Below are 24,578 nucleotides of genomic sequence, written 5' to 3'. Positions count from 1 at the left end.
ATTTTTTCTACTGATTGTATAGCCCGTAAGATGACTGGACTTGCCATTGTTCGCTCGTTCTTTCCAAATAAAGCAAACTCCCATACTGGGGTGGCCCTGCTGGACAATGGGCGGTTATTTGAATTAATGCTTGGGAAAAATCAATAGAAAATCCTGGTCGAGTTAAAGTATATATAATAGACCATCTATAATCATGGTTATTGATAATTTGTTCAGACTGTCTTTCAGAAATCAAAGTGACATGAGGATTTGTAATCAATGGAGTGAGGCAGGAAGGTTGATTATTAATTGAAAGCCAATCTTCGTAAGTCTCTTTTTGAAGATTAGAAAAACCTATAATTTTCATTCCATGAATTAATCTTTCTGGCAGACGAAGATTTTCCCATGAAAGAACTGGCGTTAAAGAAGTGCTAGTTATTAAACTACTAGACCTTGCATCTAGAAAATTTCTTTCTATTCCGGCATCTTTAATGACAGCGGAAAAAACTTGTGGTTCATGTTGCGATCGCATATTTTTCTTAATTAAATAAGTAGTCATCATCAACAGTGTATGTCTCAGTGGTTGAAGGTATTTTTACCACGAAGGCACTAAGACACCAAGTATTTTCCAGTCAGATTATAAAACACTAACAAAAATTACTGCATAATTTTAATTTGTCGGGTAAGCTGACAACAGCAGTTTTAACCCTCAAAACAATGACAGCAGGTAGTCCCACAATTTTAGCCTTGGACTTTGACGGAGTAATTTGCGATGGACTAATTGAATATTTTGAGGTAGCATGGCGTACTTACTGTCAAATTTGGTCGCCTGCGAACGACACACCCGCAGATGATTTAGCTTTGAGATTCTATCGCTTGCGACCTGTAATTGAAACAGGCTGGGAAATGCCTGTTTTAATTAAAGCCTTGGTAGATGAAATTACCGAGGAAAAAATCCTTCAAGAGTGGTCAAATATTACCCCGCAAATTTTATTGCAAAGTAGATTACAAGCGAAAGACATCGGTGCAAAATTAGATAACCTGCGAGATGAATGGATTACCACAAATTTAAATGAATGGTTGAGTCTGCATAAATTTTATCCAGGCGTGGTGGAAAAACTCAAGGTGACTATTGCTAGTGAAATTAAGTTATTTGTTGTCACTACGAAAGAAGGACGTTTTGTGCATCAGTTATTGCAACGAGAAGGAATCAATTTATCTCCAACAGCAATTTTTGGTAAAGAAGTGAAACGTCCTAAGTACGAAATTCTGCGAGAATTAATTAAAGTAGCAGAAGTACAACCAGTCAGTTTATGGTTTGTAGAAGATAGACTCAAGACATTGCAGTTAGTCCAACAGCAAGCAGATCTTAGGGATGTAAAATTATTTCTGGCAGATTGGGGCTATAATACCCAACAAGAAAGAAAAGTTGCCCAAGATGATCCCCAAATTCAATTATTATCCCTTTCTCAATTTACTAAGAATTTCTCAAATTGGGGTTAAGAAAGTAGGATAAGCTCACGCAGAGGCGTTAAACTGTTAAGCATTTAATTTGCACATTGAGGTCGTAGGGGGGCAGGGAGCAGGTGAGCCAGCCTGGTCTTGTTGTTCCAACAAAGAGGAGGCAGCGCGGTCATGGGGGTTTCCATGCCACTTGCTTCAACGGGGGGAACCCCCGCAACGCAGTGGCTCCCCAGGAGCGACTGGCGTTGGACTGGCGAACCCGAAGGGGAGCAGGGGAGAGGATTTGCAGCTTTTATTACCATGAACATGATGCAATTTAAATGATGATTAGCTTAAGATTACCTCTGCGTGAAATATCAACTCCAAGTTTAAGATAATATTTAAAAACCCATGCTTGATCTGAATAAGTTAGCGCGGCAAATGCAAGGTTTAAGTCAGCATCTTACCTTAGAAGCTGTTGCCAGTCGTCAACGTTTAGAATTAGCGCAACAATATCTAAAACAAGCTTACGATTCTCAACAAGATTTAATTGAACGTCAAGAAAAATGGCGCGATCGCATTATTTTTGCTAACGCTACCCCCACCGAACCATTAGAAACCTGCATTGATATTCCAGTTCCCCCCAAAATCCATACTGTTATTGCTACCGACGGTTCCCAAATTGCCCCTAATCATCACGAAATTGCTTATTGTTATCTATTAAATATTGGCAGAGTTGTCTTGCACTACGGGCAGAATCGCCAGCCATTATTAGATAGTTTGCCAGAAGTATTTTATCGTCCCGAAGATTTATATATGTCTCGGCAGTGGGGAATTAAAACCGAAGAATGGATGGGTTATCGGCGGACTGCTAGTGAAACAACAGTGTTGGCAGAACTCGCCTGTGCAGCCAAAACAGAAGCGCCAACCCTAGCAATGGTAGATGGTTCATTAATTTACTGGTTTTTAGAACAGTTGCCGATTGATGCCCGCGATCGCATTTTACCCCCAATTTTAGAAGCATGGCAGCAAATGCGTGATGCTCAAATTCCACTGATGGGTTATCTTAGCGCTTCTCGTAACATCGAAGGTATGAACTTTTTACGTTTGTTAGCTTGTACCCATCCTGTACCTGACTGTCAGAGTTATTGCCCAAATCAGTTAGAAAAAGTACCTTGTAAAGTTTTTGAACCTTTGCGAGATACTGCCCTTTGGGTAACTCAACTCAAACCAGGACAACGCGGCCCTCTGTGGCGGAGTAATAACCGCATTTTAGAACTTTATGGCGACCAAATTATTTACTTTTGCTACGTTCATGTCGGTGCTGAAATTGCCAGAATCGAAGTTCCTGCCTGGGTAGCTGAAGACACAACTATGTTTGATCAAGCACTAGGATTAATGTTGGCACAAGTACAAAAAGGCTATGGCTACCCTGTAGCGATCGCTGAAGCCCATAATCAAGCTGTAGTACGCGGTGGTGATAAAGCACGTTTTTTTGCTCTTTTAGAGAGACAAATGATTAAAGCCGGTTTAAGAAATGTGGGAACTTCTTACAAAGAAGCCAGAAAACGAGGCAGTATTGCATGAATCAGTTATCAGTTAACTGTTAAACAGATAATTTGCTAGATTGGCAATATCACTATTTTTTATGGATAGAATACATCAATCTAGCCTCTGCCCCTAGAGACTATTTTCAAACCCAAAATAAAACTTATAGTTGCTTTGTTGGGTTTCCTTACGTCAACCCAACTTACAGTTCGAGTTTGAAAACACGCCCTAGTCCCTAGCCCCTTTTCCTAATAACAGTGAACTTTGCTCAAAAAGAGTGCGTCAATAAATGTTGTTGATTAAGCAAACGCATTGGGAGGAGTTTGACTCTGAAAAGCTTTGAAATCAAAGGCGTTGAAAAACTCATTGGCCCGATAGCTGCACTTCTAGGATTTGTATATTTGTTGCAGTGGTACATATCTGGAGAATTGCGATCGCCTTCTGACCCTATTTTTAACGTCAAACAGCCACCTTTAGTCATGAAAGGAGGCGATCCCCGCATCCGCGCTTTAATGCGAACTATCTCAGCCAGTGAAGCAAGTGGCAACCGTCCCTATTCTCTGTTGTATGGTGGACAGCAGATCAATGACCTCAACCGCCATCCGGAGATATGTGTCACCATTGTTACTGGGCCGAACACAGGTAATTGTTCGACTGCGGCTGGCAGATATCAAATGATCAATACTACTTGGTATCAAATTGCTCCTCGCTATCACCCAAATCCGACGCGAATGATGTTTTGGGTTTCTTATAGTTTTGAACCAGAATATCAAGACTTGGTAGTTTATCGTTGGTTAAATGATTCCAAAGTTTGGGGAACTGATATTTCTCAACTGCTAAGCCAAGGAAAATTAAATGAAGTTTTACGGCGACTTTCTCCCACTTGGACAAGTTTGGGATATGGCATAGAAACTAATTCTGTAAGTAGCTCATTGCCAAAGATTTATCAGAAAATGTTGGCAGAGGAATTAACAACAGCTAATCAGCCAGCATCAGCAAAGGGCAGAGGGCAGGGGAATTAATAGACCTCTTTCTTTTCTCTGCGCCTCTGCGCCTCTGCGTGAGAAAAAAATATTTATGCAATAAGTTTAATTTTGTTTCTGGGTCTGAAATCGCCAAAATAAAGCGATCGCTAGAATTACAATTGGTAAAAAAACAAAAATCAATCCATTGGTTGCTGTAGCAGGAATCGAAAAACTTGGAGCTACATACTTAATCAATAGTGATATCAAAATAGAAACTAGAAACAGTTTGATCACAAATCCTAATTGATTTTCCATATATTAAAGTACGGCAATACGCATTTTTATGTGGGGTATGTACTAACTCAGGCTGCTGTCTACATTTTCTAAAATAGACCTACATAGACAAACCTTAAACACAAATATTTTGTCTCTACACCTGTCACCATCACTAAATCTGCAAACGGTTGTAGTTGAGTAACCATAAAATTGTAGTTGCTAATCTCTATGATTTATCTACCAGTTTCATTATTTAAAAGATATTCAAGCCACGAGTTCAGGGATACTCAGCGTTGGTGATACTGGTGTATTTAAGGTATTGCTTTATGTATTCTATTTGCTCTGTTGTTGAGTTGATAACTGTTAATAGTCAGCGATGAGCTGAGTTTCGACTACCGCTTGTCGAAACGTTGTTATTTGTTACTACTGACCACACTTCGGCTACGCTCAGTGCATCGCTGACAACTGACCACTGACAAATTCTCATTGGGGGTACATCAAAATGCCTGTTGAAACTAATAATAAAAGACAAATCAAACCGCCAAAAAGACGGCAGTTTGGGGGCAGTTTACTGATTTTGTTAACTTTGATATTAATGCTTAACTTAATCGTTCCTAGTGCTTTTGCCCCGCGATCGCCACAAGTTCCCTATAGTGAATTTATTGCTCAGGTGGAAGCTGGTAAAGTCGAGCGAGCAGTTGTAGGTAGCGATCGCATTGAATATTTCATCAAGAGTGAAACTTCAGATAGTCAATCTCCTGAACAAGCGTTCACAACTACACCAGTGGCGTTGGATTTAGATTTACCTAAAATTCTCCGTGACCATAATGTAGAGTTTTCTGCGCCACCACCAGATCAAAATGGCTGGATTAGCACTTTAATCAGCTGGATTGCACCACCGTTAATTTTCTTTGGAATTTGGGGCTTTTTAATTAGTCGTCAAGGTGCTGGCCCGGCTGCACTGACTGTAGGTAAAAGCAAAGCCCGCATCTACTCAGAAGGTAGCACTGGTGTCAAATTTACAGATGTGGCTGGTGTCGATGAAGCCAAAGCCGAATTAGAAGAAATTGTCGATTTTCTCAAAAATGCTGGCAAATACACCCAACTGGGAGCAAAAATTCCCAAAGGTGTGATGCTGGTTGGCCCTCCAGGAACAGGTAAAACCTTACTAGCAAAAGCGATCGCTGGCGAAGCTGGTGTTCCTTTCTTTAGCATTTCTGGTTCGGAATTTATTGAATTGTTTGTAGGTGTAGGTGCTTCACGAGTCCGCGATTTGTTTGAACAAGCCAAACAACAAGCGCCTTGTATTGTGTTTATCGATGAGTTAGACGCATTGGGTAAATCTCGCGGCGGTGCTGGTGGTTTTGTTGGTGGTAATGATGAGCGCGAACAAACCCTCAACCAGTTACTCAGTGAAATGGACGGCTTTGATGCCAACACAGGTGTAATTATTATCGCTGCTACCAACCGTCCCGAAGTTCTCGATCCGGCTTTACGTCGTCCCGGTCGTTTTGACCGCCAAGTTGTAGTTGATCGCCCTGATAAAATTGGTCGTGAAGCTATTCTCAAAGTCCATGCTAGAAACGTCAAATTAGCTAATGATGTTGATTTGGGCAAGATTGCTATTAGAACTCCAGGCTTTGCTGGGGCAGATTTAGCCAATTTGGTGAATGAAGCTGCACTATTGGCAGCTCGCCAAAATCGCCAAGCTGTGACAATGGCAGATTTTAACGAAGCGATCGAGCGATTAGTTGCTGGTTTAGAAAAACGCTCTCGTGTCTTGAATGAAACTGAGAAAAAGACTGTAGCTTATCACGAAGTTGGTCACGCCATCATCGGTGCATTGATGCCTGGTGCTGGTAAAGTGGAAAAAATCTCTGTTGTCCCCCGTGGCGTGGGTGCATTGGGTTACACAATTCAAATGCCAGAAGAAGACCGCTTCTTAATGCTCGAAGATGAAATCCGTGGACGCATTGCGACTCTGTTGGGTGGACGTTCTGCCGAAGAAACTATTTTTGGTAAAGTGTCTACTGGTGCTGCTGATGATATCCAAAAAGCTACTGACTTAGCAGAACGTGCCATTACCCTTTACGGCATGAGCGATCGCTTGGGCACAGTAGCCTTTGAAAAGAGTCAACAACAATTTCTTGAAGGTTATAGCAACCCACGCCGTGCGATTAGTCCCAAAGTTGCTGAAGAAATTGACCGTGAAGTGAAGCAGACATTAGATAATGCTCATCATATTGCTTTGAGTATTCTGCAATATAACCGTGACTTGTTAGAATCAACCGCCGAAGAACTGCTGGATAAAGAAATCTTAGAAGGTTCCCAACTGCGCGATCGCCTTAACAAAGTCAGAGTACCAGATGAAATGACACAATGGTTGCGAACAGGTAAGTTATCAGAAGATAAACCATTGATGCAATCACTGTTAGTCTAAATTTCACTTCGTAGAGACGGCAATTTATTGAGATGTGTGCGATCGCTGTTGAAAGGCGATCGCTTTTTTATGACAAACTCAACCAACTAAAAACCTGTTCTACAGTCATACCGTTTCACTTTAATTATTCGGATTAGCTTGCCTTACATTTTTCGTTTTTAACAGGTGTTACAAATTATCTTTTTGGGAAACCTACAAGGCGATTCACTTGGATTGATACATCAGCAAAGGCTAGGGGGACAATAGTACCTGTAGTTAGTGTCAGTTCAGTTGTGTATTGCCCATTTTTTAAGTCTCGAAATACTAGCAACTGAGAATTGTTGAGATTAACAACCCAATATTCAGCAATCCCTGCTTCTGCATAAATGTCTTTTTTATCACCCAAGTCTTTATTCAGGGTGGACTGAGAAAACTCGATAATCCAGAATATATCTTCAGGGTAGGGGTGGTGTTCTAAGTAAACCTCGCCTAATGGTTTGACAATCGCTACATCTGGGGCTGGTTCTGAGTCGTTGGGTAGGGTGATGGGTTTGGCATCGCGGATTTTTGCGCGTTCACCTAATAGTGTGCGGAGATAATCAGCGGCTTCGGTATTGTAATAGGCATGGGGTTCTCGTTCTGGTGGCATAACTATGAGGTCGCCGTGCAATAGTTCAATGGGTTGGTCATCAAAGATTCCTGCTTCTATCGCTCGGTGATAGCGTTCAATTGTCCATTTGTAGGTAGTTACTGTCATCTTTTAATTAACTAAGATTGAGTAGCGATCGCCATAAGCAAACAGCATAAAGGGGATAATTTAATTATTAGATCTTTACGCCTACTCTTCGAGTTCCGCCTTAGCGGTATGCGTGAGACTATTCAGCTATTGTATATAATTTAACTTGCTAGCTGGGAAACGCTGTTGGTGGAAGATGAAATTTCACGCAGAGGCACGGAGAATTTTTAGAGTTTATTGTTTACGAGTATCAAAGGCTAGATAATTATGAATTACGAATTAACTCCGTTGCCAGATTTTAATTGTCTTATCCAAACTGCCACTAACTAAGATTTCGCCGGAGTCGGTAAAGGCTAATGCTGTAACTGTGTTGCTATGACCTGTAAAGGTAGCCAGCAGTTCTCCTGTTTGTACATGCCACAATTTGATGGTTTTATCTGCACTACCACTAGCGATAATTTGCTCGTCAGGACTCAGGGCGATCGCATGTACTTTATCTGTATGCCCTTTGAGTGTACAAATTAATTCTCCAGTTTCTAAGTCCCAAATTTTAATTGTCTGATCCCAGCTACCACTGACGAGTAATTTAGCATCGGCACTCATCGCCAAACAACCAACGATGTGAGCATGACCCATCAGGGTATGCTGTGGTTCTACATCTTTGAAAGTTTTGGTTTTTGTGGGGAGTAAAGTCTGCCAAACTTTGATTTTGCGGTAGCTACCTGTAACCAGAGTTTGTCCATCTCTGCTTAAAACTAGGGAATGAGCAGCTGTATCGTCTAAAGATAGGGCGATCGCTACTTGACGACGCATTAAATCCCAAAATAAGATTCTTCTATCATCTCCACCAGTTGCTACCATCCTGCCATCGGGGGTGAATGCTACGCAACGCACCATGCCATTATGCTTGTGCATAATATCAATCAAGTCTAGTGCGCCTGTATGCCAAATCTTAATTGTGGAGTCTGCACCGCCACTCACTAAAGTTTGTCCGTCTGCACTAAAGGCTAGGGAATTAACTTGATCTATTAGCCCAGATACTACCCAAGGGTATTCTGATAATGTCTTTATTAATTCACCTTTGCTTAAATCCCAGAGTTTTGTTTCTCCCAAACTGCCGCTTGCTAATATAGGCGATGTTTTAGCATTTTTAGACCGAGAACTCTTGGCCGTAGAGATTCTAGAAGAGTAGGCAAGACAATTAATGCCTTGAGTATGCCCTTTTAATGTCTGCCAGCATTCCCAGTCGCCAATTAGATCTTTTTGGGGATGCTCTGATGGTATAGTCTGAATTGTCTCTGCGATCGCTTGTGCATCAACTAATAATAATGCATCCTTTTCGGCAATTTTTTTATTGCTTAGTGATTCTAAATACCAACTCAATCCCCCTACATACAATAAGTTACTGGGACTGACATAGAGTTTTGCTTCATTGGATTCAATTTGATTAGTAGGTAAAAAACCAGTAACAACTACGTGTTTTTCGTAACCTAATTTACCTGTAAATGGATAAAGTAAACACAGAAAAATTAATACTTGGTGATTTTTTAAGTCTTCTTGAGTAACTGACCACCTAATTTTATCTTTCTTAATCCCGTTAAAACTTTCTCCATCGGCAACGTAAACGTTAATACTTACTTGAGGATTATCTGCTAGCAAATAACTAAATTTACTTTCACCACGTAAATTACCCTCGTCATCTAAAACCATATTTTGCAAAGTGTCTTGGGGCAGTTTCTTTACCAGCTTGCCCAAACGTTCGACCATGACTCGTTCAACAATTTGCTCTCGGACGATGTAATCTTCTGCTTGCTGTTGGAAATGTTTAGGAAATGGGATTACCCAGTCGGGAGGTTCAGGATATTCAGGCGGAATGGGAGGTGGATTTTTGGCGATAATTTCAGCTTGTTGGCGCGAAAATTCCAACATTTCTGCTAATGGTTCACCCCGAAATGCCATAATCTCACTATGGCAACCTTTAACTTGACTTTTTAGCAAAAATAGGTCATTGGTTTTAGGTTTTTTCACACGTTGAATGAAGTCAGCCTGTTGTGCCTTTAATAAGCTAATCCAATTCATCTGCATTCTGGCGGCAAAATATTGCATACCCAAGGTAAGCTATACCAACGCGATTACTCAAGTTTATAATCTCTAGTTAATTAACAATTCAGTGATCATTGCAGTCTAATAGAACACAGATATACATTTAAGTTGCTGCGATCGCATTTAAACGGACAATTTTACAATGAAAGGTGAAATTAGATATATTTGTGTATTTTCATATACAATTATGCATAGTATTTATACTCATAAAAATAGCTCTTTCAACTATATAAATTGCTGAAGAGCTATTTAAGTTTCAATTGTAAAAATATAAAAAAGTTGTACAATTTAAAAGCTTGTAAGGACTGGATTTACGTTGCTATTTGCCTAAGCCCGAAAAAATAAAGTTGTATAATTTATGAAGTCTTTCTCATATTGACAAATAAAAAAGTTATAAAATTTCTCAAAGTTTTGCCTTATAAGCTTTTCAGATAGTTTATTTCCATTTGAATCATTGGCTGAAAAAACCTCCCTAAGCATTCGTAACACGCTTAGACCAATTACTGAGAGAGTTTATGAAGTAAAGCTCAAACTTAGCTTGCGTCTACTCTTGTCTTCCTCTAGCTATAAAAAATCTCTTGAAGGCGATCACATCACAATATTTACTCCTAAGAGTTATGTTCCAATTTTGTTAATTAATTTGCAACTTTTTTATAGTACGCGAAGAATAGACTTTATCATTCTAAAGGCAACTAAGTGGAGGAAAGAATCTCGATTTTCTACTCAATAGATATCACACTTGTCAATACCCATATACCTGAATCCTTACTCTGTAATTCTGAGATATTCTTCTAGCTGTTGTATTGAAAATTTCAAAATTTATAACCACAGGAAAGAACTAAATTGTAAGACAAGGTTTATATTCTTTCTCTCTTCCTCGACTACGACCTTCTTTGATACACCGCTTATATTCAGCTTGCGTCTATTCCATTCTGATTCTAACCATATAAAAATAACCTCTGGAAGCGATCGCACTTTTACTCGGTACAATCGTACTTCCTGAGAGGTTATTGTTCATTCGGTGTTGTATATTGTTTGTCTGGTTTGACGCGATCGCTTTACACAGTGAAAAGATTTTTTGAGAGAGGGGCGATCACTACGTATTTCTGGGGATTAAGGAGAGCTAACTATTCTTGCTCTCCCTTTTTTGCCACAAATTAGAGCAATGTGGCAGATACAATAGTTATGTGGCACATTTATTATCCCTATGGCTGAATTTCCTACCCATGTTGAGGTTCGACTGGGTGAGCAAGGGCGATTAGTGATTCCTGCGGCTTTGCGAAAATCCCTTGGCTTTGAACCAGGTGATACATTGATTGCTCGGCTTGAAGATGGACGATTAGTGTTGGAAAAGCTGGAAACTGTCCAACGCCGACTTAAGGCTCGGTTTTCCCATGTGATAAAAAACACTAGCCTTGCGGATGAATTGATCGCCCAACGACAGGAAGAAGCGCAACGGGAAGTAAGTGAATGACGGTTGTGTTGGATGCCTCGGCATTGCTTGCCTATTTGCAAGATGAGCCTGGAAGTGAGGCGGTTGAAGCAGTACTGGCTGAATCGGTGATGTCGAGTGTGAATTGGGCGGAAGTAGTGCAGAAGTCTGTGGCTGCTGGTGTCGTAGTCGATGGGATGCGGGAAGATTTGGAAGCGTTGGGGCTGACGATCGCTCCTTTTTCTCTTGAAGATGCTGATATGGTAGGGCGACTCTGGTTGCAAACTCGACAGGCTGGGCTGTCGTTGGGAGATCGTGCTTGTTTGAGTTTGGGGATGCGGTTGAATGTCCCAGTTTTGACCTGCGATCGCCTCTGGGCAACTTTGGGTTTGGCGTTGGACGTGCAAGTGATTCGTTGATAAATTCATGATGCGATCGCTCCTCGCTACACACCGCGATCGCACCTTGGGACAGCGATCACTTTGGCTGCCATTTGTGCCAGAGTTCCTCGATTCTGTAATCATAAAGGTTTATGTTTTTGCTAATACGCTAACTGTACCGATCACTCTGAGGGTGAAAGGCGATCGCCAAGGTGGAATGTTTATAAAAAGTCAGGGGATTGAAATTGTTCATTTGACTTTTCTCCTTGTTTGGTTATTTTTTGGGGATTTGGTGTGTTAGTAAGGGACTGTGTAGGAGTGGGCGATCGTCAATTACAACTACAGAACCAGATTGAGCAGTGGGAAAAAATAATCGCAAAAATATCTCAGAATGATGGTTGATTTAGATGCGCGATCGCAGTTTCTCCGCAGGTTGAAGCAAACATATGTCGGGAATACCTAAACGAATTGTATGCTTGCCAATTCTCAGGGACTTACCTGCTAATGGGTAAACCAAACGCACTTAATTTATTGGTATCCAAATACAAAAATGAATTTTTATAATTAAAATTATTCAGGTATATCTTTTCTAAAAGATACTTCCTCGTACCATATTTTCAAAGCTAATGCCTTTAGCATCTCTTGTCTTTTCTCAATTGATTGTGAATTCCATTCTTGAAAACTTATTAAATCTTCAACAGCCCGATTAATTGCAGTATTATTTCCAATGCTAGGCTTATCAGAAATACATTGTGTCAGAAGGAAATTTGATTGTTTATAAGCTCTTTTTTTGATATCAAATGAACTATTTTGAATTGAAGAGTTGAGTGTTTGTTCTAGTAAAGCTAAGTTACCTAATTTATATATATACGTTTCCACTTCATCCTGGTTATCAAAAGTCTTAATCGGTTCAGAATTTAAATCTTGAGGTAAAATATGCTCAATTTCTATTGAACTCTGAGTAAAAGTTGTTAAATTTTGATATTCATCATTCTCGCTATAACCTATCATTTGTATATACTGAGAAATTTTTGCTAATATATACTTTGTTTTTTTATTAGCATTTGATGTTGGTTTTTTATTTGTACCCCTTGAATTAAAATCTAATTGACTGGCTTCACTAAACTTTTTCTCAAACGATTTCCTGAGATTTTCTTTACGCTCCCCAAGAGTACTATCTATGAAAATTTTTAAATCAGATAATTGTTGTTCTCTGTCTTCAGTTTTTGCTATTCTACGAATTTCTTGCCCCCAATTAATAAATAATCTTTCTAATTCACTCATGGAATTATTAGGAAACCCATAAACAAAGATAAAATTTTCAATATGGAGGCACAATTGAGTGAATATATTAATGGACATATCGCGTGCTGCTAATAACATATACAAATGTTGTTTAAGATTAGGACTTAAATACTTAATATTTGCTAAATGCGGATTTTCAGAATTATCAGCAGGATTTTTTCTTTCAACTAATGATTTATAAGACTTAGCCGCATTCAGTAAGTCTTTTACAAACTCAAATGGGGTTTCTTCATATTTACAAATAGTATTATTTTCTAGCAACCATTCATACTTCTTTATTTTGAACATTATCCCTTTCAATAGCATATTGAGTTAGAATAAAATATCTTAAAAAATCCATAGGTTTTTCTTTAACAGAATCTAACTCATTTTTTATTTCTTTCCAAAAATTACTAATCTTTAAAAACTCTTCTTTTTCAACTTGTTTAAATAAAAGATTTTTAAGTAAATCCATAGAATCTAAGCCAACGCCTCTATTATTTATGGTTTCAAAAACTCTTAAGGCGTGATTAATATCTGTGGTTTCAACTCTAACTAACTTGACTTTTTTGATAAAAGGAGCGTAGAATCTCTTGATTTGGCTTTCTTTATCTTGAAATTTATCTTTGATAAAATCTTCTATTGTTTGATAAGCTGATATCAAATTAATTGTAGATTCAGTTTGATTATTTCTTTGTTTTTCTATCTCTTCTATATTGAGTTCATCCTTAGCAAATTCCTCCAAGATATTTTTACTATCTGGATATTGAGGATTAATCCTGTATCGTGATTGATCTTGACCTTGTGCATTTGTATATTCTGAATAAATTAATTTTTTAATGGCATCAAACTTTTGATGTTCTGGCAACTTATTTATATAGTTTTTAACAGTACAAAAGAAAATATAAGACGTTGTTAATCTTTGTTGTCCATCAATCACCTGATACACTTTGTCTGTATCATCAGTGCTAGGACAAATTACAATACTGCCTAGGAAATATTCATCAGATTCTATATTTGTTGAAAGAGGAAACTCACTATATACATCATTTAAAAGCTCCAACACTTGTTTTTCTTTCCAAATATACTCTCTTTGATAACTAGGAATAATATAAAAATCTTCAAAAATTTTCTCTATAGTCAGATTTTGAGAATCAATTGTTTTTTGACTCATAGTATATATCCTCCTTATTTTTTCTTGTGAGACCAGTGATAAGTACGTGACTAAATTTGAATTATGCCACTTGGCATTGCTATTTGAAAAACTAGTGCTGGTGAGATAGATTCAGCAGCTTCTTAGACTATCACTTAAAAAGTATTTCCAGATGTAATGTAATAATTACATCTGGAAACTACCTCATATACTCTACAAATATTTACTTAAATATTTGTAACCTATTTATTCCACAGTCACCGATTTTGCCAGGTTACGAGGCTGGTCAACGTCTAAACCGCGACGGGCGGCGATGTGATAAGCCAATAGTTGCAGAGGTACTACTGTGAGGATGGGTGAGAGTAATTCGTCCACTGATGAAACAGGGAGTAAATCATTAAATATTTCTGCGGCTTCGCCATCTTTTACAGGTGTTACACCAATTAATCGAGAATCTCTGGCTTTGGCTTCTTGGGCGTTAGAAATAACCTTCTCATACACACTACCAGGAACTGCGATCGCCACTACCGGCACTTTAGAATCTAATAAAGCAATGGGACCATGTTTCATTTCTCCAGCGGGATAACCTTCAGCATGAATGTAGCTGATTTCTTTTAATTTCAAAGCTCCTTCTAAGGCGATGGGAAAGTTAATTCCCCTTCCCAAAAAAATAAAATCTTTGGTTTCGGCAAAGTCATGAGCTAAATGTTCAGTTAGACTTTCTTGACTTTCTAAAGTCGCTTCAATTTCTTTGGGTATTTGTCGCAACCCGGTAATAATCTCTACTAATTTTTCTAAAGGAACTGTCTGACGGCGAGCCGCTAAATCTAAAGCTAAAGCATAAAATGCCATCAGTTGGGCAATAAAAGTTTTTGTCGCTGCTACCCCGATTTCAATTCCTGCCAAGGTATTGATAATATGGGGAACCATTAACCCTAGGCTGCTTTCCGGGCGATTGGTAATGCCTAATAATCGTGCTTGATATTGGGGTTCTTGCCCTTGGCGACGTTCTTTTTCCATTGCCAAAGCTGCTAAAGTATCAGCAGTTTCACCTGATTGAGTCACACCAACAATTAATGTATTTGGTGTTAGGGGTGATGGTGCATAACGATATTCTGAAGCATAATGTACCTGAGTTGAAATTCCTGCTAATTGCTCAAGTAAATATTTTCCTACTAACGCAGCGTGCCAACTAGTACCACAAGCAACAATGTGAATTTGTGCTAAATCTGCGTAGAAGTCTGTAGGTAAACCTAAATTAATTGGTGATTCACTAGATTTTTCTGTATTAGTAAAATAAGCTTCTAAACAAGCTCGTACTACTCCCGGTTGCTCATAAATTTCTTTGAGCATGAAGTGCTTAAATCCCTGCTTTTCTACCATCATGGGACTCAAGTTGAGCATCCGGGGTTGTTTTTTAAGCCTGTCGCCAGCAAAATTGTAAATCTCCACTCCTAAAGGTGTGAGGCGGGCAATTTCGCCATTTTCTAGGGGTAACACTGCACGAGTGTAAGCAACTATTGCTGGTGTGTCAGATGCACAGAAAAACTCACCTTGACCAAACCCAATTACTAAAGGTGCTTGTTGACGAACTACAATCAATTCATCTGGATAATCAGCAGAAATAACTGCGATCGCAAATGCACCCTTCAAGTAATTCACAGCTTGGCTAACTGCGTCTAAAAAGGCAGATGATGAAGATGAGGCGGGAAGATTCTTTAAAAATTCAGCTATGAGATGAGGAATTACCTCTGTGTCAGTTTCAGAACGAAACTCGTGTCCTTTTTGCTTGAGTTCTTCACGTAACTCGCGGTAGTTTTCGATAATACCATTTTGGACTACTGCGACTCGCATCGCTGTATCTAAGTGGGGATGAGCATTATACTCTTCTGGCTTGCCATGAGTTGCCCAGCGAGTATGACCGATACCAATTTGAGCAGGGTTTTCTAGTTGTTCAAGTTTAGAACGCAGGTTATTCAGTTTGCCCTTTGCCCGGACACAATTAACCTCACCTTCCCAAACCGTAGCGATTCCAGCAGAATCATAACCTCTATATTCCAGTTTTTCTAGACCAGCTAGTAAAATTTCTGTTGCCGCTTGAGTGCCTATATACCCAACGATTCCACACATTACTCACACCACTCCGGTTGCAAGATTATTAAATCCAGTATAGTTGCCAGCATCAAGACACAGTTTTGCCAAAAAAAAGGAGCAATTTGCTCCTCTACTACTAAATATTGTTATGGTTTTTGAGCTTTTAGACTAAAAAGACAATATTAGTAGGGTAGGTAGTATCCACCCTACAATCCTAAAGGTGCTTGCTATGGAAACACTTGAATTGTGAACCAAGTGAGAAATTTTAGAGAAAATTCCTCAGTAAGCTAGACCCATACTGCGAGTTGTTTCAGCTCCTAGGTAAACCCGGATGCTCAAAAAGTCAGTGGGGCAAGCAGTTTCACAACGCTTGCATCCTACGCAGTCTTCTGTGCGGGGTGAGGAGGCAATTTGAGCAGCCTTACAGCCATCCCAAGGAACCATCTCTAGCACGTCAGTAGGGCAAGCGCGGACGCATTGGGTGCAACCAATGCAGGTATCGTAGATTTTTACGGTATGAGACATTGAAAAAACGGCTCCTTTCGAGTGTTCTTCTCTGCGAAAGAATCATAATCAAGGCATAGTTTACCGCAGTGGCTCCTAGCCTGTACTCAAAAGGCTACATAACTTTAAACAATGTAATAGGCACTTTCAAGAAATAAGGCAGGAGGCAGTGTTTCGACTGGGCGATAGTTGAATCTTGACTTCGCGGCAGTTGAGCGCAGTCGAAACTCGATTTTTGCTTAGTCGAAACTCAACAACTGGGCAAAGAGGCTCTAGTAAAGAGGATTTGACTTGTTTATTTCCATTTATAGCAGTTGGTATTTTGCCTGTGGGACTGCTCTTATACAATTTGTCTTTGCCAGATGTGCCGATTCTTTTATAATCAACAAACAACATTACAAGAACGTATTTATCTCACGGTTTACCCATAGAACAGCATTTTTGTAAAAATTTATGAAGCGATAGTTAATTCCAAAAAGGTCACGCCAGTTGCTATCTTGCGGGTTCCGCTTTAGCGGTACAAGTCGGGAAACCCTTGACTCGCTCTCAGCGTACCCCTGTGGGGAAGCAAGCTACGCACAGCGTCTCCCCTTGAGACAAGACCACACTGCCTCACTAACGCATTGGCTTCTCAACGTCCTCTGCGGTTAGATTTTCCTTACCTGTGCATAAGTTCTGAGTAATATTTAGTTTCTTTGATTAACCTAAAGTAGTTAGAAATTCACTCTGCTCAAAAAGGCGATCGCTTTTACAAATGAGTTATTACCACAAATTTATAATATTTTCGCTATTTTTACTACATTAGTAGAGGTAAAAATAAATATTAACTTATTTAACAAAATCTACCTTTAGGCTATTTGTAATCAAAAGCCACCATAACTATACTTACAAAGTGTTATGTGTATTTTTATTTCAATTGCTATGGTAGATATTTACATTATTGACTTACTTGTAATTGGTCTGTTATTGCTAGTAGTCACATTAGGGTCAGGATGGATTTCTCGTTTACCTCTTTCTTTTGCCATTATCTATTTAGTGGTTGGTATTTTTTTAGGCCCTTATGGCTTTCGACTGATCCAATTGCGTCAAGATGAAGTGTTCAATGCCGAATTACTAGAGAGAATAGCAGAATTTGTAGTGATTATTTCGGTATTTGGCTGCGGCTTAAAAATCATTCATCCACTCAGATTAGATATTTGGAGTATTACAGCAAGATTAATTGGATTTTTAATGCCAATTTCAATTTTTGCTTTGGCTGCTGTAGGTAAACTCTTTTTGGGTATGAATTGGGGAGAAGCTATCTTATTAGGAGCAATTCTTGCACCAACAGATCCGGTATTAGCTTCAGAAGTTCAACTAGTTGACGTAAAAGATCAAGATGAGTTGCGTTTTGGTTTGACTTCTGAAGGCGGATTAAATGATGCTTTAGCTTTTCCTTTTGTTTATTTTGGCATTTATGCTCTTAAAGATAATAATTGGGGTAACTGGTTCCAACATTGGATTACAGTTGATTTAATTTGGGCGATCGCAGCTGGTATTATTATGGGAATTATTGTTCCCAAAACAATAGTTTGGATTGATCAAAAAATCCAAGAAAAGCATTCTGCTGATGAATTGATGGAAGATTTTGTTGCTATAAGTATAATTTTAATAACTTATTCCTTAACAGAAGTTATTAATGGTTATGGCTTTTTAGCAGTGTTTATTGCTGGTTTAGTTGTACAACGTAGCTACAGAAAATCAGAAGAATCACTAGCAAAATTGGAATTTATTGAGCAGCTTGAGAAACTTTTAGAAGTGGGAACAATTTTATTATTGGGATCGATATTATTATTTGAACCAATGCTTAAGTATGCCACACAATCTTTATTAGTCATAATTTCTTTATTTTTAATTATTCGCCCATTAGGAGTTTGGATTAGTACAATCGGTAAGCGTCCTTTAGGTTCCCGTCGTCGAAATCTACATCCAATAGCTCGGTTTTTATTTGGATGGTTTGGCATCCGTGGTGTTGGGTCTTTATATTATCTTGCTTATGCTTTTGGTCATGGTTTAGAAGGCATAGCTGCTGAACAAATTGCTTGGATAACCTATACCACTATTATAGTTTCTGTTGTTTTACACGGAGTTACTGCCACTCCCCTAATGAAGTGGTATGAACACAGAATTAGCAGCAAAAAAAAAGCTGTTAATCCTGTCATAGCTGATGAATTATAATAAATCAGCTCGTAGTAAGGACTTGAGTGTTGAGAAAAAGGACTTCAGTCCTTACTACAAACTCTAATTACCCGTCACTTTATCAACTATTTCTTCAGCTTTATCAAGTAAATTTGGCTGAGAATTTCCTTTTCTTTCAGCTTTCAAGTTTCTTTCGTAAGCCTTCTCCATAGTTTCAAGACTTTCAGCGTCTTTTACGGCTTGCTCATAAGCCTCTTGTCTTTCTTCTTCTCGGATACCAGCAGCTCGGTTATATTCGTAAGCACGGTCAATTTTTTCTTGAGATGTTGGTCTGTAATCTGGAGGTATTAATTTTAATTCTTCAAGTGTTGTTGCATAGCTAGGCAGTTGAGTAAAAATAAATAAACCTGACAGGCTAACAAAAACCATTAAACTCAAAACCAAAATAGGACGCGATATTTGCTTTAAACTCGATAAAATTCGTTGCATGAAAACACCATCCTTATTTCTTGTTGCAAATTTTCTTTAATGCACGCAATATCTAAGCTTTAAAGGCATCCTAGGTGTTTAAGTGTAACTGTTCCTTCTATCGGAGGACACATTTTATACTGATTTGGATGAATATATAGAAATATAAAGTCAATTAGCTACTATACAACTTGTATTGTATCTTTTATATTTAAAATCTATTTAATGAAGTATAAGCTAAGTTTTTAACAAGCTATTTGCTAAAAAACTACAGCAAGACACAATTTAAACTTATAAAGTTTCTAAATAGCTTAAGAGATCAGCCATTTCTTGAGTACTAGGCTGGAATTTGGGCATAGGTGGTGTTTCGCCGCTAATAACTTGATGAATCAGTCCATAGCGGGATTTGTGCTTTGAGACAGCTTGCAAACTAGGGCCTACTCGTCCATCTGCTTCCAGTCCATGACAACCAGCACAATTAATTTGAAAAATAGCATGTCCTTGAATTGGGTCTCCTGTAAGAGAAAGCACACTTTTGACGTATGGATCAGAAGCTCGAACTATCTGAACACCAAAAATGCCCAAAGGGACTGCTAGCAGTATTGCCAAAGCAAATACAGCAAGCCGCTGAGTCAGAGTTTCAGGTTTGGTAATCTGGTTATCCAAAAGGTTTGTTGTGGAAGTTGAGGTTTGCTAAGAATTTTTCATTGTCCTACACATAGCTTAAAAGTTCTTGATTGTGTCTGCAAGCACAAATCACAATTTTTTCATAAACAGTTGTCGTGCAAAGATGGTATATGGAGAGGGATTCATCCCCGATTTGGTAAAATCAAAAGCGAGATATGAATCTTGAATAATTGCAAACAGGAGATTTAAAGTGGTTGAACCCCTGCTATCAGGTATTGTCCTTGGTTTAATTGTAGTTACCCTCGCTGGGCTATTTTACGCTGCCTATAAGCAATACAAGCGTCCTAACGAGTTGGGAGGTTAATAACTTAGTGGGGCGCAAAGCCCATGCTTGGGTAGAGGAAGATGAGGAGTTTCTGAAAAATTACTCTTAACTCATCTTCTTCATCTCCAGTTTCCATATACGTATTGATTATTTAAGATTGTTGAAATGCGTGGGTGTAACCTGTCGTAAATATCGTTTACATAAGTTAAAGATTACACCTTTGAGACTTTCCCAACTTCAATGGAAAACCGATTGAGTAATGTTTTAGAATCTGGGTAAAAGCAAAATATTTTCCGTACAGTTCCTCCTGGAAATATTTCCACTATGACTTCAAGTGCGTACAAAATTCGTGTCAAAAACGCTGCTTCCAAAAACACAGTACCGACTTTGGAAAACGGCGACAAACTGACTCAAGCCGAGTTTGAACGTCGTTATGATGCGATGCCACACCTGAAAAAAGCGGACTTAATCGAAGGAATTGTTTACATGGCATCCCCACTACGAATTACACAACATGGTGAACCCCATGCTGCAATCATTGGTTGGTTGATGCTTTATAAAGCTTCAACTCCTGGAGTCCAATTAGGAGATAATTGTACTGTACGCCTTGATGCAGATAACGAACCTCAACCAGATGCACTGCTGAGAATTGAAGTAGGTGGACAATCCAAGATTAGTGAAGATGGCTACGTGGAAGGTGCGCCAGAGTTAATTGCTGAAATTGCTGCCAGTAGTGTTTCAATTGATACACATGAAAAACTCAAGGTTTACCGTCGCAACCAAGTACAAGAATATATAGTTTGGCGCTTTCAAGACGGAGAATTGGATTGGTTTAGGCTAGCACAAGGGAACTATATTCTGCTTGAGTCTAATTCACAAGGAATTATTAAAAGTGAAGTTTTTCCAGGGTTATGGTTAGACAAACAAGCGCTGCTAGCGGGAAATTTAGCGAGAGTAATTGAGATATTGCAGCAAGGATTAACAACAATTGAGCATCAGAATAAGGTATTAATAGAGAAGGACAGGAAGTAACACCGGAATATTGGCAGAATTTGCATTCTACACCGTAAATTTTTTGGCGGCAAATTTCCCAAGTGGGTATTACTGGAGGTGTCCAACTTTAGGGACTATGCTCTGCTGCTAGTTCACCAGTTCTATTTAACAAATCATAGTGAGCGATCGCCTACCATAGCTCAAGTAATGATATAAATTCTTCTACACTCAATCCCACATCTCGAATAATAGCTCGTAGTGTACCTCTAGCCAACTCTTGGTGATCTGGAACAACAACTTGAGTAAATGGCTGATCTCTTCGCAGAATAATATGACTGCTTTCTCTACGTTTTTGTTAGAAACCAATTTTTTCGAGAACATTGATACACTCTTTTCCCAAAATAATGGGCAACTTGCTCACACAACTACCAGGAATGTTTCAAAATTTTCTTCTGGCACAGATAAGCCATCTTCCTCTAGAGCAGTCACGTATCCCATAATAGCCTCCTTGATGTTGGATAAAGCCTCTTCTTGAGTTTTTCCCTGGCTGATACATCCGTTCAAACTTGGACATTCCACAACCTAATAACCGTCTTCATCCTTGTATAAAATTACTTGCCTTGTATACTGACTCATATTTATAAACTATTACAGTTATTTTTCATCATTATGCTGCGCCTATGATTCCCTCGTCAGAGTACCTTGATGAAAGACTATTTTCCATTGATCATTGACTAATTTCCATATAGAACTTCGCAGCGAATAAACAGGTTGTTCACCTGAAGTATTGTATCTGACTACACAATAAGTAACCAGAACAACTCCGGCTGCCAGAACTGAAGTGTTAAATTTTGTAATCGACCTTCGAGTTAAGGTTTCATTCTGCAAGTTCTCGATAATTTGTTGCTTGTCAAAGATGCGCCCTGAGCTTCCAAACTCGATAAACTCGTCAGCTAGTAAGTCTGCAACATCTGGTGCTGATTTTCTTAAATCTGGTTGAAGCAAAAGCTTTTCAAGGTTATAAAGAAGTTTTTTGAGTGAATCGTCTGCTTCCATAATGTATGCCGAGAGGGAAAACTACGGTTATTTGAGCATCGCTTCATATTCGTCATGTGTGCCAATCCAGAACCAGTAGTAATCATCATCTTTTTTTAAAGCTAAGGCTCGATAACCACCACTAATACGCGCAGACCAGAGAATGTTGCCGACCTTTTTAAAATGTAGAGAAGGATGTAGGGAATTTTCTTGCCAAAGTTGATAGGCTTTTTGAGCTTGTTCTTTCATTTCTGGAGATAATTCTGCATAAGCTTTCCAGAAATCAGCCGTTGTGAAAGACTTCATCTAAATCTCTCACTCTATTAGCTGCGATGTCTGCTTCTGCTATGGCGATGAGATTATTCAATCTTCCTGATGCTAGATCATCTGCAATTTGTTGATCCCACATTTCATCCAGATAATCCTGAAGCCATACCGCAAGTTGACGAATGTTATTTTCTGGTAGTTGTTTAATAGCTGCTTTGATTTCTGGCAAATTAGTCATAAGAACGTTTGCGTTTAAGAAATACTACTATAGTAGACTGCAACTACACTTTTATGCTGCTCTTGAAACTGAGTGAGATGGGGATATGTTCCTGGAGTTCAATTATCTAATAAATTATGATGACTGTATACCAAACCTACTGTAGGTCACGGATATATTGGTAAGCTTGGCTTTTGTCATATCCCAAAGATTCTAATTTTCGGCTAGCAGCCAAATACTCACACGCTACTTGCCAAAGTAATACACCATCTGTCAGACGAGATCTTAAATAAGATGCTATTCCTTGTTTTAAAGTCAATATTGGGTTGTTTACGTATCGTACCAGTTACAATTACCTATTTAAGGTCAGCATCTGCCTGAAAGCGAACCCCTGTCATGCTTGACTTTGCTTTTGTATTTGAGCTGTTTTTAGTTTCTGATACAAAGGTATATTTTTCTCTCTTAGAGACCGTTGAAGTTTTTCAAATTCTTCTTCAGCTTTTCTTAAATAGGCATCAATGAGTTCTTGATTAGCAAGATAGAAGGCAATAGTACCATAAACTTGTTCCAGCGAGAGCAACGGAAAATTTTGAGCAATGCTTTCAGGAGATTCACCATTTAAAAAGCCATACACAACTGATTCAAGAGAGATGCGAGTCCCTGCAATCCAATATCCTTGATCTCGTTGTTCAATATATTGTTTGGCTAGGGTTGGTGCTGCTGTCATAAAGTTGCTAAGTGCTTGCTAAATCCATATTAAGCGCTAAGGGTTAGCTATGCCGTCAGGCTTATCGCTTATTCATCTTTGGCTTCATCCCCTTCGTCCATTATTCTATAGAAAGTCAGTGCTGTGTTACCGTAAATTTTTTGGCGGCAAATTTCCCAAGTGGGTATTACTGGAGGTGTCCAACCTTGGGGATTATGTTCTGCTGCTAGTTCACCATTGATATCCAGTAAATCATAGTCAGCGATCGCTTCTAAAACTGGTTGATACAATCCACTAGCATAAGGTGGATCAAAGTAAATTCTGTCAAATTGTTTTCCGACTAAGCTTTTTAATTGTTGGGTAACATTTCCTCGCAATACCCGCCATTCTTGCCCAGTATCAGCCACCTGCTGCCAATTTTGTTGAATAGTTGCACAGGCTCGGCTCGATTGTTCAATTCCTACTACTAAACTGGCTCCTCTACACAAGGCTTCTGCGCCCATTGAACCAGTACCAGCACAAATATCCAACCAGCGACAACCTGCAATTTTACCCTGCCAAATATTAAAAACTGCTTCTCTTACCCGCGAACTAGTAGGTCTGGTTTCTTGTCCGGGTAAAGTTTTAATTTGACGATTGCCGTAGATTCTTAGAGTCATTAGTCATTAGTCAGTAGTTGGTGGAAAAGATGCAAAAGCTGACAACACTTCGACAAGGCGGTAGTTGAATCTCGACTTCGCTCGATTACCGCGTAATCGAAACTCAGTGCATCGCTGACAATTGACAACTGACAACTGACAAAACATGATTATGCAGCAATTTTCTCCCGGACTTGAGCAACAAAATTAGACAAGATTTGCAATCCGATATTAGAGGATTTTTCCGGGTGGAATTGAACTGCCATTAGGTTTTCGTGAGCGATCGCCGCTGTGATAGTCTGAGTACCGTGGGTAACAGTTGCAGCCCGAACTTGTGGGTCAATTGGATCAACATAGTAAGAGTGAACAAAATAAACCCAAGGTTGAGCTGGTAAATGCTCCCACAAAATGCTTTTTGGTTGAGTTACTTCCAGTTGATTCCAACCCATGTGGGGAATTGTAATTCCCGGTTCTGGTCGAAACCTTTGGACTTTTCCTTTAATAATTCCCAGTCCTGGTTGATTACCTTCTGCACTTGATTCAAAAAGAATTTGCAGACCCAAACAGATACCTAAAAAAGGTTTACCAGAGGCGATTGTATCTTTAATCGGTTGCTCTAAATCACGCGATCGCAGATGTTGCACTGCTGGGTCAAATGCTCCTACTCCTGGCAAAACGACTGCATCTGCCTTTGCCAATTCTTTAGCAGAATGAGTAATCTTGGGAGTTGCTCCAGCTTTTTCTAAGCCTTTGCAAACTGAATGCAAATTTCCCATCTCGTAATCTACGACCGCAATAACTGGCATTG

General features: G+C 39.1%; 29 protein-coding genes and 1 pseudogene. 10 read left to right on the top strand and 20 right to left on the bottom strand.

The genetic code is table 11. The features are described 5' to 3' along the window. Positions 1-7 precede the first annotated feature (7 nt). A complete protein-coding gene (locus tag QI031_RS29945) occupies positions 8-541 on the bottom strand; it encodes a hypothetical protein (protein WP_281483169.1) in 534 nt (177 codons plus the stop codon). Positions 542-696: 155 nt separating this feature from the next. Between QI031_RS29945 and QI031_RS29940 the strand changes: the two genes are divergently transcribed. The 3 genes from QI031_RS29940 to QI031_RS29930 all read left to right on the top strand — a co-directional run bounded on the left by QI031_RS29940 (position 697) and on the right by QI031_RS29930 (position 3,992). Next, positions 697-1,482 (top strand): HAD family hydrolase, encoded by a 786-nt coding sequence (locus QI031_RS29940; RefSeq protein WP_281486161.1) that lies wholly within the window; start codon positions 697-699, stop codon positions 1,480-1,482. A 351-nt stretch (positions 1,483-1,833) separates the two neighbouring features. Beyond that, positions 1,834-3,009, top strand: a complete 1,176-nt coding sequence (locus QI031_RS29935) for a DNA double-strand break repair nuclease NurA (RefSeq protein WP_281483168.1) — start codon at positions 1,834-1,836, stop codon at positions 3,007-3,009. A 284-nt stretch (positions 3,010-3,293) separates the two neighbouring features. Beyond that, complete coding sequence (locus QI031_RS29930) at positions 3,294-3,992, top strand: glycoside hydrolase family 24 protein (protein ID WP_281483167.1); 699 nt, start codon at positions 3,294-3,296, stop codon at positions 3,990-3,992. Between the two features lie 66 nt (positions 3,993-4,058). Here QI031_RS29930 and QI031_RS29925 read toward each other — a convergent pair whose 3' ends face one another. After that, positions 4,059-4,250, bottom strand: coding sequence for a hypothetical protein (locus QI031_RS29925; RefSeq protein WP_281483166.1), 192 nt, complete (start codon positions 4,248-4,250; stop codon positions 4,059-4,061). Between the two features lie 463 nt (positions 4,251-4,713). Here QI031_RS29925 and ftsH point away from each other — a divergent pair, with 463 nt between their 5' ends. Beyond that, positions 4,714-6,651 carry an ATP-dependent zinc metalloprotease FtsH gene (ftsH, locus tag QI031_RS29920; protein WP_281483165.1) on the top strand — a complete coding sequence of 646 codons (1,938 nt, stop codon included), beginning with the start codon at positions 4,714-4,716 and terminating at the stop codon, positions 6,649-6,651. Positions 6,652-6,826: 175 nt separating this feature from the next. On the opposite strand, the gene QI031_RS29915 is transcribed toward ftsH, so the two are convergent. Together QI031_RS29915 and QI031_RS29910 are read right to left on the bottom strand one after the other, a co-directional pair. Further along, complete coding sequence (locus QI031_RS29915) at positions 6,827-7,387, bottom strand: Uma2 family endonuclease (RefSeq protein WP_281483164.1); 561 nt, start codon at positions 7,385-7,387, stop codon at positions 6,827-6,829. 258 nt (positions 7,388-7,645) lie between these two features. Next, positions 7,646-9,451, bottom strand: coding sequence for a WD40 repeat domain-containing protein (locus QI031_RS29910; RefSeq protein WP_281486160.1), 1,806 nt, complete (start codon positions 9,449-9,451; stop codon positions 7,646-7,648). Positions 9,452-10,676: 1,225 nt separating this feature from the next. Between QI031_RS29910 and QI031_RS29905 the strand changes: the two genes are divergently transcribed. Genes QI031_RS29905 through QI031_RS29895 form a run of 3 tightly spaced genes read left to right on the top strand, consistent with a single transcriptional unit; the run spans position 10,677 to position 11,582 of the window. Beyond that, positions 10,677-10,943 (top strand): AbrB/MazE/SpoVT family DNA-binding domain-containing protein, encoded by a 267-nt coding sequence (locus QI031_RS29905; RefSeq protein WP_281483163.1) that lies wholly within the window; start codon positions 10,677-10,679, stop codon positions 10,941-10,943. Then, positions 10,940-11,320, top strand: coding sequence for a type II toxin-antitoxin system VapC family toxin (locus tag QI031_RS29900; RefSeq protein WP_281483162.1), 381 nt, complete (start codon positions 10,940-10,942; stop codon positions 11,318-11,320). Before QI031_RS29905 ends, QI031_RS29900 begins: the two co-directional genes overlap by 4 nt. 7 nt (positions 11,321-11,327) lie before the next feature. Then, complete coding sequence (locus tag QI031_RS29895; protein WP_281483161.1) at positions 11,328-11,582, top strand: hypothetical protein; 255 nt, start codon at positions 11,328-11,330, stop codon at positions 11,580-11,582. Positions 11,583-11,684: 102 nt separating this feature from the next. Here the strand turns inward: QI031_RS29895 and QI031_RS31855 are convergent, their stop codons facing one another. From QI031_RS31855 to psaC, 5 genes are all read right to left on the bottom strand, one after another. Beyond that, entirely contained in the window at positions 11,685-11,804 is a 120-nt protein-coding gene (locus QI031_RS31855; protein WP_425526000.1) for a type I-MYXAN CRISPR-associated protein Cas6/Cmx6, read from the bottom strand. 47 nt (positions 11,805-11,851) lie between these two features. Beyond that, positions 11,852-12,874, bottom strand: coding sequence for an HNH endonuclease family protein (locus tag QI031_RS29890; protein ID WP_281483160.1), 1,023 nt, complete (start codon positions 12,872-12,874; stop codon positions 11,852-11,854). Next, the gene (locus QI031_RS29885) at positions 12,852-13,739 is read right to left on the bottom strand and encodes a DUF262 domain-containing protein (protein WP_281483159.1); all 888 of its coding nucleotides are present in this window, start codon (positions 13,737-13,739) and stop codon (positions 12,852-12,854) included. The genes QI031_RS29890 and QI031_RS29885 overlap by 23 nt, the downstream gene beginning before the upstream one ends. Positions 13,740-13,964: 225 nt before the next feature. Beyond that, positions 13,965-15,848 (bottom strand): glutamine--fructose-6-phosphate transaminase (isomerizing), encoded by a 1,884-nt coding sequence (gene glmS, locus QI031_RS29880; RefSeq protein WP_281483158.1) that lies wholly within the window; start codon positions 15,846-15,848, stop codon positions 13,965-13,967. A 243-nt stretch (positions 15,849-16,091) separates the two neighbouring features. Continuing rightward, positions 16,092-16,337 (bottom strand): photosystem I iron-sulfur center protein PsaC, encoded by a 246-nt coding sequence (gene psaC, locus QI031_RS29875; protein WP_012411495.1) that lies wholly within the window; start codon positions 16,335-16,337, stop codon positions 16,092-16,094. 900 nt (positions 16,338-17,237) lie between these two features. Between psaC and QI031_RS29870 the strand changes: the two genes are divergently transcribed. Next, entirely contained in the window at positions 17,238-18,533 is a 1,296-nt protein-coding gene (locus QI031_RS29870) for a cation:proton antiporter (RefSeq protein ID WP_281486159.1), read from the top strand. A gap of 63 nt (positions 18,534-18,596) precedes the next feature. On the opposite strand, the gene QI031_RS29865 is transcribed toward QI031_RS29870, so the two are convergent. Then, complete coding sequence (locus QI031_RS29865; protein WP_281483157.1) at positions 18,597-18,983, bottom strand: hypothetical protein; 387 nt, start codon at positions 18,981-18,983, stop codon at positions 18,597-18,599. Between the two features lie 270 nt (positions 18,984-19,253). Beyond that, positions 19,254-19,628, bottom strand: coding sequence for a cytochrome c (locus QI031_RS29860; protein ID WP_281483156.1), 375 nt, complete (start codon positions 19,626-19,628; stop codon positions 19,254-19,256). 211 nt (positions 19,629-19,839) lie between these two features. Between QI031_RS29860 and petG the strand changes: the two genes are divergently transcribed. Both petG and QI031_RS29850 read left to right on the top strand, forming a co-directional pair. Beyond that, the gene (petG, locus tag QI031_RS29855; RefSeq protein ID WP_010995538.1) at positions 19,840-19,953 is read left to right on the top strand and encodes a cytochrome b6-f complex subunit V; all 114 of its coding nucleotides are present in this window, start codon (positions 19,840-19,842) and stop codon (positions 19,951-19,953) included. A gap of 285 nt (positions 19,954-20,238) precedes the next feature. Next, positions 20,239-20,946, top strand: coding sequence for a Uma2 family endonuclease (locus tag QI031_RS29850; RefSeq protein ID WP_281483155.1), 708 nt, complete (start codon positions 20,239-20,241; stop codon positions 20,944-20,946). A 151-nt stretch (positions 20,947-21,097) separates the two neighbouring features. Here the strand turns inward: QI031_RS29850 and QI031_RS31660 are convergent. The 9 genes and pseudogenes from QI031_RS31660 to hisH all read right to left on the bottom strand — a co-directional run. After that, positions 21,098-21,247: pseudogene (locus tag QI031_RS31660) on the bottom strand (type II toxin-antitoxin system HicA family toxin); the annotation flags it as partial. A gap of 77 nt (positions 21,248-21,324) precedes the next feature. Beyond that, positions 21,325-21,486, bottom strand: a complete 162-nt coding sequence (locus QI031_RS29840) for a type II toxin-antitoxin system HicB family antitoxin (RefSeq protein ID WP_281483154.1) — start codon at positions 21,484-21,486, stop codon at positions 21,325-21,327. A gap of 99 nt (positions 21,487-21,585) precedes the next feature. Continuing rightward, on the bottom strand, positions 21,586-21,963 hold the full coding sequence (locus QI031_RS29835; RefSeq protein WP_281483153.1) for a nuclear transport factor 2 family protein: 378 nt from the start codon (positions 21,961-21,963) through the stop codon (positions 21,586-21,588). A 27-nt stretch (positions 21,964-21,990) separates the two neighbouring features. Next, positions 21,991-22,248 (bottom strand): ParE family toxin-like protein, encoded by a 258-nt coding sequence (locus QI031_RS29830; protein ID WP_281483152.1) that lies wholly within the window; start codon positions 22,246-22,248, stop codon positions 21,991-21,993. Continuing rightward, positions 22,226-22,447, bottom strand: coding sequence for a hypothetical protein (locus QI031_RS29825; protein ID WP_281483151.1), 222 nt, complete (start codon positions 22,445-22,447; stop codon positions 22,226-22,228). The genes QI031_RS29830 and QI031_RS29825 overlap by 23 nt, the downstream gene beginning before the upstream one ends. Before the next feature lie 136 nt (positions 22,448-22,583). Then, positions 22,584-22,745, bottom strand: a complete 162-nt coding sequence (locus tag QI031_RS29820; protein ID WP_281483150.1) for a hypothetical protein — start codon at positions 22,743-22,745, stop codon at positions 22,584-22,586. Between the two features lie 75 nt (positions 22,746-22,820). Beyond that, positions 22,821-23,153 carry a DUF433 domain-containing protein gene (locus QI031_RS29815; RefSeq protein ID WP_281483149.1) on the bottom strand — a complete coding sequence of 111 codons (333 nt, stop codon included), beginning with the start codon at positions 23,151-23,153 and terminating at the stop codon, positions 22,821-22,823. A gap of 68 nt (positions 23,154-23,221) precedes the next feature. Continuing rightward, positions 23,222-23,791 (bottom strand): 16S rRNA (guanine(966)-N(2))-methyltransferase RsmD, encoded by a 570-nt coding sequence (rsmD, locus tag QI031_RS29810; RefSeq protein WP_281483148.1) that lies wholly within the window; start codon positions 23,789-23,791, stop codon positions 23,222-23,224. A 149-nt stretch (positions 23,792-23,940) separates the two neighbouring features. After that, the gene (gene hisH / locus QI031_RS29805; RefSeq protein WP_281483147.1) at positions 23,941-24,576 is read right to left on the bottom strand and encodes an imidazole glycerol phosphate synthase subunit HisH; all 636 of its coding nucleotides are present in this window, start codon (positions 24,574-24,576) and stop codon (positions 23,941-23,943) included. Positions 24,577-24,578: the final 2 nt, after the last annotated feature.

It is taken from the genome of Halotia branconii CENA392, from assembly GCF_029953635.1.
In the GTDB taxonomy this organism is placed as follows: domain Bacteria; phylum Cyanobacteriota; class Cyanobacteriia; order Cyanobacteriales; family Nostocaceae; genus Halotia; species Halotia branconii.
The sequence above is the reverse complement of the archived record's forward strand: the minus strand, read 5'-3'. Positions and strand labels throughout refer to the sequence as shown.